General features: G+C 62.6%; 10 protein-coding genes. 1 reads left to right on the forward strand and 9 read right to left on the reverse strand.

Features of this window, described 5'->3' with window-relative positions; translation table 11 throughout:
* Window positions 1-57: 57 nt before the first annotated feature.
* From ACZ48V_RS08605 to purD, 5 genes are all read right to left on the reverse strand, one after another.
* Window positions 58-492 (reverse strand): DoxX family protein, encoded by a 435-nt coding sequence (locus ACZ48V_RS08605; RefSeq protein WP_464538346.1) that lies wholly within the window; start codon window positions 490-492, stop codon window positions 58-60.
* 249 nt (window positions 493-741) lie between these two features.
* Window positions 742-1818: a mechanosensitive ion channel family protein gene (locus ACZ48V_RS08610; RefSeq protein WP_464538347.1), complete on the reverse strand. Its 1077-nt coding sequence runs from the start codon at window positions 1816-1818 to the stop codon at window positions 742-744.
* 609 nt (window positions 1819-2427) lie between these two features.
* Complete coding sequence (locus tag ACZ48V_RS08615) at window positions 2428-2760, reverse strand: HesB/IscA family protein (protein WP_464538348.1); 333 nt, start codon at window positions 2758-2760, stop codon at window positions 2428-2430.
* Between the two features lie 116 nt (window positions 2761-2876).
* On the reverse strand, window positions 2877-3890 hold the full coding sequence (locus ACZ48V_RS08620) for an NHL repeat-containing protein (protein WP_464538349.1): 1014 nt from the start codon (window positions 3888-3890) through the stop codon (window positions 2877-2879).
* 77 nt (window positions 3891-3967) lie between these two features.
* Window positions 3968-5251, reverse strand: a complete 1284-nt coding sequence (gene purD / locus ACZ48V_RS08625; protein WP_464538350.1) for a phosphoribosylamine--glycine ligase — start codon at window positions 5249-5251, stop codon at window positions 3968-3970.
* 132 nt (window positions 5252-5383) lie between these two features.
* Between purD and ACZ48V_RS08630 the strand changes: the two genes are divergently transcribed.
* Window positions 5384-6673 (forward strand): BamA/TamA family outer membrane protein, encoded by a 1290-nt coding sequence (locus tag ACZ48V_RS08630; RefSeq protein WP_464538351.1) that lies wholly within the window; start codon window positions 5384-5386, stop codon window positions 6671-6673.
* Window positions 6674-6712: 39 nt separating this feature from the next.
* Here the strand turns inward: ACZ48V_RS08630 and ACZ48V_RS08635 are convergent, their stop codons facing one another.
* The 4 genes from ACZ48V_RS08635 to gatC all read right to left on the reverse strand — a co-directional run bounded on the left by ACZ48V_RS08635 (window position 6713) and on the right by gatC (window position 11949).
* Window positions 6713-7558, reverse strand: coding sequence for a deoxyribonuclease IV (locus ACZ48V_RS08635; protein ID WP_464538352.1), 846 nt, complete (start codon window positions 7556-7558; stop codon window positions 6713-6715).
* Window positions 7559-7664: 106 nt separating this feature from the next.
* Window positions 7665-8981, reverse strand: a complete 1317-nt coding sequence (locus ACZ48V_RS08640) for a glycosyltransferase (RefSeq protein ID WP_464538353.1) — start codon at window positions 8979-8981, stop codon at window positions 7665-7667.
* A gap of 37 nt (window positions 8982-9018) precedes the next feature.
* Window positions 9019-11607 (reverse strand): hypothetical protein, encoded by a 2589-nt coding sequence (locus ACZ48V_RS08645; protein WP_464538354.1) that lies wholly within the window; start codon window positions 11605-11607, stop codon window positions 9019-9021.
* Between the two features lie 45 nt (window positions 11608-11652).
* A complete protein-coding gene (gatC, locus tag ACZ48V_RS08650; RefSeq protein WP_464538355.1) occupies window positions 11653-11949 on the reverse strand; it encodes an Asp-tRNA(Asn)/Glu-tRNA(Gln) amidotransferase subunit GatC in 297 nt (98 codons plus the stop codon).
* Window positions 11950-12226: the final 277 nt, after the last annotated feature.

The following is a 12226-nucleotide window of genomic DNA, read 5'->3' on the forward strand; positions in this document are numbered from 1 at the left end:
GCTACGTGGTGTGCATGCGCCATGCAGCGCAATCGCGCTGGCGGGTTGTTAAGAGCACTACCGGCGCTCGTTACGCATGAGCGCATCGACGCTGTATTTGCCAGGGCCGGTGATAAAGAACGTCAGGAAGATAAATCCGTACAGCAGGGCCATCTCGGCGCTTCCCTGCCCAAACAGCCCGTCGCCGCGAGATAGGTGCATAAAAGCAGCCATGCCCATCGTGCCGATCAAGAGGAGCGCAGCAGTACGAGTTAGGAACCCGACAGCAAGCAGCACCGCAGCGACTGACTCGGCGAGAGCGGCCATAAAGCCCCAGACCACCGGAAGAAAGGTGATGCCGATGAGCTCCATAGTGCCTCCAAGCCCTTCCCACTGCTCTGGACCCGCTACGATCTTGCCCCAGCCATGGCCGATAAACATGAAGAGCCCGGCGCCCAGCCGAAGCAAGAGCAGACCAAAATCACGAAGCTTAGCGGGCAAGTTGATAAGCATAGTACTATCAGGCAAGTAAAAGTCCAGCGTAGAAGTTCAGGGTGGGAGATACGTGCAGGAGTGTTAACGCACAGTTGACCTACAGTTGATCCGCAGGTAGAGTGGGAGCAAGGGACTGCTATGTATCTGCACATATACGTATGATACAGGACAATATTCCTCAAAGACAAGCGGCCAAAGAAGAGCAGTTGTTATCTTTGTGTGCTTCATGCCAGCAGCCCCTGCTCTGAGCTATGCCGGTCACAGCGCCTATGGCTGTGATACTGCAGATCCGTCAGAAAGAAGAGACACATTCTGCGCAGAAGGGGCAAGATGAAGTGTGCGCTGAGGAAATGGAATGGTGATGCCGGCCTCTGCAAACCGCGCCAGCGCCTTGCGGTAGACCGCGTTGCGCACCGAGCGCTTGCCGCGCGGACGGTCGATCCAAACCAGAATCTGCAGCACGATCGCGTTGTCACCCAGTGCAGCCACGTTCACCTCGGGCGGTGGATCGTCGTGAATGCGATCGGAGTCGTGAAGAATCTCCTGTAGAATAGCAGTAGCCTGGTCCAGGTCGGCATCGTAGGCAATGCCGATCGTCATCTCAATACGCGTTGTCTGCTCGGGCAGCATATGGTTGATGATCACCTCCTTGCCGAGCACATCATTCGGGATCAGCACAATCTCGTTGTCGCGCGTGCGGATGACCGTCTTGTGCAGGTTAATCTCCAGCACATCCCCAATGTAGTCGCCCACCTGGATGCGATCGCCCACGCGAAAGTTGCGGTCGGCGGTGAGCGTAACGCCCGCTAGCACGTTTGAGAGCACCGTGCGAGCCGCCAGCGCCACGGCCAGCCCCACGATACCGAGCGAGGCGATGAACGCCGTGATCTCAATGCCAATCTCGCGAAACGCGATAAGAATACCACCGGTCCAGATCAGGTAGACGGCCGTAAGGTCGAGCAGGCGAATCACGCGCTCGTCTACATCGGTGTCGGTGCGCTGAGCCATCGGCAGGCCGTACTCGCGCACAATGGCTTTCACCAGGCTGGCAAGAATCCACGTCCCCGTAATGACCAGCAGCGCGTTCTGGGCGCCGCTCCATGCTCCAAACTGGGCCTGCACCTCAGGAATCCGGAAGAGCGCGTAGTTTACCGACCCCAGCGCCACCAGCACGCTAATTGGACGCCCAATGATGCGGAGCACAAGGCCGTCGATCTGAAAGCGGCTGCGATCGGCCAGCGTAGCGAGCCACCGAAAGAGCCGGTACAGTAGAAAAGCGCCTGTGAATCCAGCCGCAACCAGCCCAAGCGATGTCAGGAGGGTGTTAACAGCAATGCCGTTCATCGGCGTCCAACGTTAGGTAAGAGGGTGCATGGGCGATGCAAGCCGCTCCGTCGTTTCCCGGGCAAGCGATAGGAGCTGCAGGGGGAGGCGAAGCGTAGCCGGCACCACAAAAGATGTGTGCAGCGGAGGGCGATCAGACCCCACAGGGGAGCAGGGCGCATCGAAGCACAGGTATACCTCCCCCGCCCTATCTGATGCTATACACCCCCGTTAGCGCTGTCGACGCTCGGTAGGGGACACCGTAATAGAGCGTGGCAGTATAGCTTTGTACGCTGGGTAGCGGTTTACTGTTAAGTGATTGTCACGTGTGAGTGATTGTCACTTGGATGACATCATCACATCCCCCCTTCAATCCCCTCTGTCTACCGAGCTTCGCCGGAGGCGTGATCCTGTGGACATCTCTCCCTTGGACGAGGCGGAGAAACCCAAACGAGTCCGTAGGACGACTCATGGGGCGAAGCGGAATAAAGGGAGAGGGGGTTCGAACAAGACGAAACTACAGGGTCCAATAGCCTCATCACTTAGCGTCTACCCACTACCGTACGCTGCTTTTTACGGGACATTCCGCTGTAGAATCGCAAGACCTGCATTGTGATCATTATGATCGCGCTACACGCCAAACGATTCGCCACAGGCACAGGTGCGCGCGGCCTGGGGATTGGCAAAGTGAAAGCCTTCGCCATCGAGGCCGTCGGTAAAGTCAAGCTCAGACCCGTCAAGGTAGAGCGCACTGCGCTGGTCGGCAATGACAGTGATGTCATTGACTTGGTGGGCTTCGTCAGCGTCTTGCAGGGTGGTGTCCCAGCCAAGGTCGTACGTGAGTCCCGAGCAGCCGCCAGGGACTACGGCAATACGCAAGTACGTGTCATCTACAACAACCGATTCTTCTCTGGCAACGGTGCGAAGCTGATGCTGAGCGCGCTCAGTGATATCTATCTGCATGACTGTTTCGATCTAACAGGGAATACAGTACTGTCGGGTAGGAAAACAGTACAAAAAGAGGGAGCTGCAGGTTTCTGCGCTCCCGGCGTCATTCGGCCTGGAGCGAGCGGTCGGGACTACCGGTGCACCGAAAGGAGGTGAGTGCCGGCAAGCAGGTAGAGCGTATCACGGCTGGCCGCCACGCTTCGCAGGGGCGCGGCATTGGCAGGCCACTCGACATGCTGGCGCGCCAGGTACGTGCTGGCATCATGCAGCGTGATGCCATCGGCGCGCACAAGTCCGACTGCGCTCCCGGTTGCAAACACGCTCACAAACGGATCTGCATCCGTAGGGCCAATATGGGTGGACACGATGCTCCCGAAGCTATCGGTGATGAGGACCTGGGCCCGTTCGGCATCGACGATCCAGAGGTCGCCGGGTGTGCTGCGGGCAAGTGCGTGAGGCTGCCAGCGGGCAAGTGGCACGTCGGGCGGCGTGAGGCGCCGCGCGAGGGTGCGCTGCCGGTCGAGGTACCACACGGCCCGGGCATCAGACTCAATGAGCGCCAGGCCGTCGCCGGCAGTGCTGTGCACCGCAATGGGGCGTCCGGTACCGGTCGGGGCCCGCTCGTCGCGAGCCGGGCGGTAAACCGGGTCGAGAGCTTCCTCACGATGCGACACCGGCAGCAGCTCCAGCGGACGCCCATCGGCGTCGAGGCGCTGAACCCGCCCGTTGCCGGTGTCGGCGATGAGAAGGGTCTGTCCGTTTGTCGGGTCGATCCCCGCAGGCCGGCTAAACTGTCCGGCGCGCGACCCGCTTCCGCCTATGGTGCGCTGCCGGGTGCCTGCGGCGTTGAGCACGTGCAAGCGGTGGCGCTCGGGTTCGAGCACGTACAGGCGCCCTCGTGGATCGCGGTGCAGGGCGGTCGCAGCGTCGAAGGTGGCCAGGGTATCGACCTGCACGGCGTTTATGCGCACGGTGTCGACACCGGCATCACCACGGGCACCGGCATGGGTACCGGCGGGAGCCAGGGAAACGCGATCGGCCTCCGAGGGGGCGGCAGACGGTGCGCCTGCGAGACCGAACGTCCCGATGAGCACCAGGGCGACGTAAACCGCGATGCCATGTCCGACAGGTCGCTGCGTGCGCATCCCTCTATACCAATTACACCAGATGCCACCCAGGTAGAACATGTGCTGTGGGAAATTAGGATGCTATCAGGCCGCCATTATGTCGCCATCAGGCCGCTACGGGCGATGTCGCGTCGAAGGGTTTTGCCGTCGAACTGAATGGCGTCGGCGCCCTTGTACGCGCGTTCGATAGCGGTTTTGAGGTCGGGTGCGGTAGCCACAACGCAGAGCACGCGCCCGCCGTCGGTGACGAGGGCGCCGTTTTCGGTGAGGCGGGTGCCGGCATGGATAACGTGTACGCCACGCATCTGCTCGGCAAGGTCGACGCCTTCGATGGGAACGCCGGTGTCGTAGGCGTGCGGGTAGCCCTGTGAGGCGAGAACAACGCCCACGCACGCTTCGGCACTGGCGCGCACCTGCACGCCGGTCAGGGCGTTGCGGGCGACGGCGTCGAAGAGAGCAGCATGGTCGTTTTCGAGGAGGGGGAGCACCACCTGTGCTTCGGGATCGCCCCATCGGCAGTTGTACTCAACGACCTTGGGGCCATCGTCGGTGAGCATGAGCCCGACGTACAGGATGCCCCGGTAGGGCGTGCCGGCATCGGAGAGCCCCTTGAGCGTAGGCTCCACGACGGTGCGGCAGACAGCGGTAAGGGTTGCACCGTCAACCAGCGGGGTGGGAGCATAGGCGCCCATGCCGCCGGTGTTGGGACCGGTTCCGCCTTCGCCGATGGCTTTGTGGTCTTGCGACGGCGGACACACTACGTAGCGATCACCGTCGGTAAGGACGAACACGCTGGCTTCGTCGCCCTCCATGAAGGCCTCGATGACGACCCGGTCGCCTGCTGCGCCGAAGTCGCGCCCATCGACGATGCGGTCGAGCGCTTCGTGGGCCTCCTCGCGGGTGGTGCAGACGAGCGCGCCCTTGCCGCCGGCCAGTCCGCTCGCCTTTACCACAACAGGTACCGGCTGCGTGCGGAGGTAGTCGTGGGCGGCCTCGGCCTCGTCGGCTTCGAAGGTGCGGAACGAGGCAGTGGGAATGCCGTGCTCCTGCATGAATGATTTTGCAAAGGCCTTGCTGCCTTCCAGCCGGGCAGCGTCGGCGCTCGGCCCCACAACCGGATGGTCATGAGCCCGCAGGTGGTCGGCAAGTCCGTCAACGAGTGGCTTCTCAGGACCGATGATCGTATAATCGATGTCGTGCTCTCGCACAGAACGGATCACAGCGCTGTGATCGGCGGGATTGAGCGAAAGGTTGGTGCCTACCGCTGCGGTGCCGGGGTTGCCGGGTGCGGCAAAGACGTGGGTGCACGAAGGACTGTCGGCGAGGGCCCGGCAGAGCGCGTGTTCGCGCCCGCCGCTTCCGATGACAAGAACGCGCATGGGAGGGGGCTTTTGATGGAAAGTAACACAATCGGGTGTCTTCTATCCCGTAATATAGAAGAGCTCATGCACTTGTGCAGGAACGGCTGCCCGGGTGCGTCCGAACTTCTCCGAATATGTACCCGAAATCCTGTGCGTATCCAATCTGTGCGTATCCGAGCCGTCGCATTCGTTCTCGTTTTGTGTGCTGGGCTGTGGGGGCCGGCGGCCTTCGGGCAGTCTGTGGCTGTACAGGACAACTCTGCGCAGGACGATTCGGAGCCGGAAGCCTCTGTCTGGGTGAATCCGCGCCCGTATCTGGCCAACATCTGGGGGCCGCGTACGGGCTTCGGGATAGGCGCCGGGCTCTCGGTGCACAACCTGGGCGGGCGCGGAAGCCGCGGACTCGTTACGGCGCTGGTTGGGCAGCATCAGCAGGTGGGCACAGTGGCGTGGTCGCCGCAGTGGCGTCATCGCATTCTGGGCTTTACGGTGGTCGAGGGGCGGGTCTTTCATACGCGCCGCGGCTGGTTCTACGGCGTAGGACCGTTCCCGCAAGATGACACCCGCCTTTCGCTGCACCGCACGCAGCTGCGCGGCGGGATGCGGGGCCGCTACCTGCCGTTCGGGACGTCTGCGCTGCGGGTGCATGCGCAGCTGCATGTCGTGCACGACCGCATCTACGACCAGCGCGATGACGACGACAACGCATTCAACCGCCTGGACGTAGCTTCGCAGGCATACCTGCTCTCGTTTGGACGCAGCCGCGACGGCTCAATCAACACGAGAACGATGACGGGTGTGCGTCCACAGTTGGGACTGGCCCTCGACACGCGCGACCGTGAGCACGGGCCCAACCACGGCGTGCTTGCGCATCTGCAGGTGGGCCGCTACCTGGATCTGTCGGGAGGGGTCAACTTCTGGAGCTACGAGGCCGATCTGGCCGGGCACGTCCCGCTTACAGAGCGCCAAACGCTCGACCTGACGGCAAACGCTCGCGTGGCGCGCGGCATAGACGATCGCCCCGTGCCACCCTCGTACCTGTCGGACCTCGATGCCTTTCGCATGCCAGGGGGGGCCCGCGGACGTTTCCTGGCGCGCGACCGGGTGCTGTTCGGGGCGCGCTATCGCGTCGTAGCCCGCAACATCGGAAATCTGCTTGTGCTGGAGCCGTACGTGGGGGGGCATGCCGGGGCCGTCTACAACGACGTATTTGAGCAGTTTGCTTTCGACGCAACGATAGAGCGCACGCCCCCCCCCACGCCCGGCGTGCCCCTGCGCGTGAGTGGCCACGTGGGCATGCGAGTCGCTCCGTTCTTTCGCGACACCACGTTCTTCGACCTTGCTCTGGGGCTGGGCCCTGACGGCATAACGGGCGTACGCCTCCGCTTCATCCCAACCTTCCGCCACCTCCGCCCCGACCACCACAACGACCGGTGGTAGCGGTAGAGCCGGTCGCTGCCCAAGACCGGGTACAGAGTCCTACGATGAGATGCCCGCCTCACTGCGAAGCGAGCGCACACGCTCAATGTTGTCGGCATGGCCTCGGGCGTCCGTGTTGGGCGTCTCCAGGATAAACGGCAGATCGCGCAGTGCCGGATGCGTAACGATGCGCTGCATGCCGTCCGTGCCAATGTATCCCTCGCCAATATGCGCATGCTCGTCGCGATGCGTGCCACAGGCGTGCTTGGAGTCGTTCAAGTGAATCGCCTTCAGGTAGTCCAGGCCCACCACGTCGTCGAAGGCGTCTACCGTAGCATCCACCGCTGCAGGCGTGGTCAGGTCGTACCCGGCTACGAGCACGTGCGCGGTGTCGAGGCAGATGCCAAGCGCATGAGCAGAGGCATCGAGAAGGAATGCAAGCTCCTCGAACCGAGCGCCCAGCTTCGTACCGCTACCGGCATCGGTCTCAATGAGTAGCGTAACCCCGTCTGGCACCTCAAGCGCGTCCAGGGCCGAGGCAGCGTTCTGCAACCCGGTGTCGGCTCCAGATCCGGTGTGCGCCCCTGCGTGCACGTTCACATACGGAATGCCGAGCACCGCAGCGGTGTCGAGCTCCTGTTGCAGCGAATGAACGGACTTGCGGCGCAGGTCGGGCTTGGGCGTACTCAGATTCACCAGATACGACGCATGAATCATCCACGGCCCAGCAAGGCGTTCCTGCGTGCCCTGCTGAAAGGCCTCGACCTGTTCGTCGCTAATCGGCGTGTGCGCCCAGATCTGCGGGGCGTGCGTAAAGATCTGTCCGCACGTGCCGCCGATAGCACACTGGCGGTCTACGGCATGCTCGACACCGCCGGCAACAGAGACATGGGCACCAATAGGCATAGGAGGATACGGAGCGTTAGGAAATACATCAGACATACGAAAGCGAACCCCGACCGCCCGTTCCATGCACGAGGAGCCGCCACCAGGGTGCAAGAAGGATGCGCAATTAGGCAGACTGATGCGCGTCAGTAAGCGCGTGCGCCATGCGGCGTGCCTGAGCGGTACGGGTGTGAGGCGCAAGGTCAGAGCGCACCGCCCCCGACAACGGAGCCCCGGCGGACCAGGCCTCATAGTGCGACATAAGCATTTCTTTAACGAGCGCGATGTCGTCGCGGGCAGCCATCGCACCGGCATCGTACTTGCGGAGCAGCCCGGCAGCATCGCCATCGGGCGGCCCAATGCCCAGCACCGGACGCCCGGTAGCCAGGTACTCATAGAGCTTGCTGGTAATCATGCCCGTATCCACGCCAAACGGCTCGATGCAGAGCACAAGCAAAGCACTTTCAGCCATATACCGCAGGGCCTTCTCGTGTGGAACGAACGAGACCACGGTGGTGCAGTCGAGAAGCTCGCGAGCACGGAGCGCGTCCTCAACAACCGGTGCCACGCGTCCGACAAGCTGCAGCTCCAGATGTGGAAGCAGGTCCTGATCGCGGAGGCCAGCGAGCGCATCCCAGAGGGCTACCGGGTTGCGATTGGCGTAGAGCGATCCGACATGCGAGAGCGCAAACCGGTCGCGACGCACGGGCACGTCGAGCGCATCCATGTCGCTCGCTGCAAACCCATTTTCGACGACCGGACCCATCGTAGCGCCTTTTGCCTGAAACAGCGCCCGCCAGGTCGGACTCACGGTGGTCACGCGGGTGGCCGTCTGCAGCACAGCGCGTTCGAGAGCAGCATCCAGGCGGCGCGCCCACCGCGTGTGAGGCAGCTCGTCGTAGAACCCGATATCCGTCCACGGGTCGTGCAGGTCGGCGACCCACGGCGTATTGGTGATGCGGTGTAGCGTGTGCCCGATGCAGTGCACCGAGTGCGGGGCGCCACTGGTGAGCAGGGCGTCGTAGCGGTGCTGCCTCAAAAGCTGCAGGCCGCGCCATACGCCAAAGGGCCACCACCCAATGCGTGCATCTGGAAGAAAGATGTTGGCGCGGATCCAGCGGGCCAGATGCTCGGTCCACGAAGCCGCCCGCGGGTCGAAGGATCCGGCGGGAATGGCATCTTGCGTGCGGGGGGTTCCCTGCAAACGAGCATAGAGCGCATACGGATCGAGCGCGGGCGTGCGGTGAATGCGCACCGACGGCGGCACAGCTGCCTGCAGCTCCGGGTCGGTCGTGGGGTACGAGCCAGCCTGCACGGTGAGCACGTCGACCTGCCAGTTGTGAGCGGGCAGGCCCTCTACGAACTGCAGAATGCGCTGCACGGCCGGCCCACCAGCTGGAGGCATGTAATATGCAACAAGTAAAACACGGCGTTTAGCAGGCATGCAGGCGTCGCGTTGCGGGGATGAGGAGGGCGAGGCGCTATGCATCCGCTGAAGCAGACTTCGCTGAAGCAGAACTCTTGCCAGAAGAGGCTGTGTCGTCAGGTTGTGGATCCGAGGTACCGTTCTTGCGGCGACGCCACCAGGGCAGTGCGAGCAGCGCAATGATGCTCACGTAGACGCTGGCTGTGGCTATCTGGGCGATGACGCCACCCACTTGGTCGGAACGGGGCTCGAAGCGCATAGTGAGCGTGTGCTCGCCTTCAGGGATAACAACGCCGCGCTGCAGGTAGTTTACGCGGTGAATCGGCACGGGCTCGCCGTTGAGGTAGGCGTTCCACCCGGCGGGATAGTAGACCTCGTTTACGACCAGAAGATGCTGGCCGCTGGTTTCGACGGTCCACTCAATTTCGGGAGGGGTAAACGTTTCGAGCGTGACAGACGGCGGGGCGCCAGCGTCGATCGGGTCGAGGTCGGATTCCAGTGGCTGGTGCTTGAACGCCTGTGCGCGCAGGTTCGTCGACGCATCGCGCAGGCGGCTCCACATCGCCTCAACATCCGATTCGACCTCCACGCGGTCCACAAAGAACGCGCGGGGCAGCGCATCAGGATTCTCAAACACCTGCAGTCCGGTGCGCTCGCTGCGGTAGACGGGTTCGGTGCCGGGCAACGCGCGCTGCCCGATGATGTAGCGCCCGCCCATCAGGTCGAGCGCTCCTTTGTTTGGACCTTGGCGCTGCCCCGATTGCAAGATAAAGTCGATATAGTCCTGGTAGCGTCGCAGTTTGGCGCCGTGGTAGCCGCCGATGGATTCGTGATGGAACGAGGGTTCGGCATTGTTCATCGGGTTAAGCGCCATGGGATAGACACGGAAGTGCCCCGCGCCTCCGGCCTCTTCGCGGCGCTCAATGAGGAAACGGTCAAAGTCGTAGGTTGAGATCTGCTGCTCCACGCTGCGGGTGGGCGAGAAGTCGTCGCTACTTAGATGGCGCTTACCTACACCCCAGAGATCGACCAGCACGAGCGCAGCGAGCCCGATCCCAACCGCCCAGCGTGCCTCGACCCGCTCCGTGCGGTAGGCCCATACGAGTCCGGCAGCCAGCAGTACGAACAGAAGCGTACGCTGCGCATCCGCCTGAAAAATCTCCTGGCGCTCGGCGCGCTGGTCGGCGAGCTGTCCGCGGATAAACTGCTGCACCTGGGGGTCGTTGAGCGACAGGTCGGGGCGCTGCTGCTGGATAGCCTGTTCGAGGCGTGTGCGCTCGTCGGGGTTTTCGAACGAGAGGAACGCGTCGCCCCCGACCCAGAGAAGGAGCGTGAGGCCGGCTACGGCGCCAAACGGAATAAGGCTGTCGCGTGTAGAGAGCCCATCAGGGGCGTGGCGGCGCTTTTGGTGCTTTCCTCTGGGGGATGCGGGGCGCTTCAGAAGGACTCGGAGTCCGAATGCAGCCAGAAGCACGACACAGAGCACCGTAACGCTCATCCATGTTTCGGGGGTGCGGAAGGCCGAGAAGTAAGGAAAGTACTCGAACATAGGCCGGTTGAGCCAGGCGGCATGGCGGCCCATCGCAAAGAGCCCCGTAAAGAGCGCGCCGAGTCCGAGCGTAAGCACAAGGCGGGTGCGTACCTTCCAGAGCGCAAGTCCAGCCAGTGCCACGACGATGCCACCCACGTAGTGCGGCCCCTCGGTAAAGGGCTTCGGCCCCCAGTACGTCTGCCCGCCCCCGCCCAGCGCATCGGCGATGAGAAGCGTGAGGAACTCGCTGGGGCCTTGGCTCCAGCGCATGGCATAATCCCAGTCAAGCGCCCCCTCACCGGCCTCTCCGCCGGGGGCAGCGCCGCGAATGGAGTAGTCTTTGTACTCGAAGGTTGCCCAGTAGGGGTGTATGACCATGAGAAGACCAATGGCCGTGCCCAGGGCGAGCCAGCCGGTGGTCTTCAGGTGGGGCATCCATGCGGCGGAGCGGCCGGCCCGCACCGTCTCCACGATCCACCAGATGAGCGCGAGCATCAGCACGTAGTACGTGATCTGCGGGTGGTCTGCGCGCAGGTGCAGGCTAAGGGCAACGGCAAAGAGCAGGCTGCTCAGCAGTCCGGGCCTTCGCATCCCGTAGGCAAATGCCATGAGCAGGTACGGGGCATAGGCAATCGCTACGAACTTGGTCTGGTGCCCGGCGCCCAAGATGATAAACAGATAGGATGTGAACCCGAAAGCGAGTGCAGCAAGGAGGGCAGCCCAGCGGTCGCGCACCAGGTAGAACACGAGGGCGTAGAGCCCAGCGAGCAGCAGAAAGAAGTGGGTGGTGGGCCAAAGGTAGGGGCGGGCGGCATCGATGATTGTATCGAGCTGCGGGGCCGCCGGGGCGTAGCGGATATGATAGCCGGGCATCCCTGAGAACACGTTTGGAGCCCAGAGGGCAGCCTCGCCGGTCTGCTCTTCGTGCTCGATCATGGCCTCGGCCATGCCCCGCCACTGCACGATATCGTTACCGTGCAGTCCTTGACCGCCGAAGTGTACCGGTGCAAAGTAGAGAAGCGACAAGACGAAGAACCCGACGAGGGGCAGGCCGTGGCGTAACGCAGATTGCTTCCAGCGAGGCGAGCCGAGGTCAGCAGACGAGTTGGCCATGCAGACGAAACCAGGCGTTTAAGTCAGGGGATGCGAGCGGCGGGTTTACCCGTTGGCGTCGATGACGCGCGGCACGCGCACGTAGCTGCCGTCGGTGTCGGGGGCGTTCTTGAGCGCATCGTCGCGACTGATGCGCTCGGTAGGCTCATCGCTACGCGTCATGTTCTGGTGGTCGAGCCCGTGGGCCATAGGCGGCACGCCTGCGGTGTCGAGCTCGTTGAGCGTGTCGATATGGTCGAGGATGCGGCTCATGTCATCGGCCAGCTGCTCCTTCTCGTGGTCGGCAAACGAAAGATACGCCAGTTTGGCCACATGATCGACATCGTCGGGTGTGATGGGCATAGTACGGTGGGGATGCGTGAATGGGGAGCAAGAAAAAGGCTGCGCCACGACAGGCGGACGCGATACGCTACGGTGGGCAAAATGGGCAGTTCCACCAGAAAGAAAGCCCGCGTCTTTGAAACAGTCTGCAAATCAGTCTGGGTACGATTCAGCGCAGCGCTCTACGCCTTATCATCACGATCATCACGAGGAGAGAGCCGGCGGTCGGGGCACTATGTCGTTAGCGCTCCTCGCAATAATGTATAATGTCTCGAAGATGTTTTTGTGGGTCTACGTA

Source organism: Longimonas haloalkaliphila, assembly GCF_055379825.1.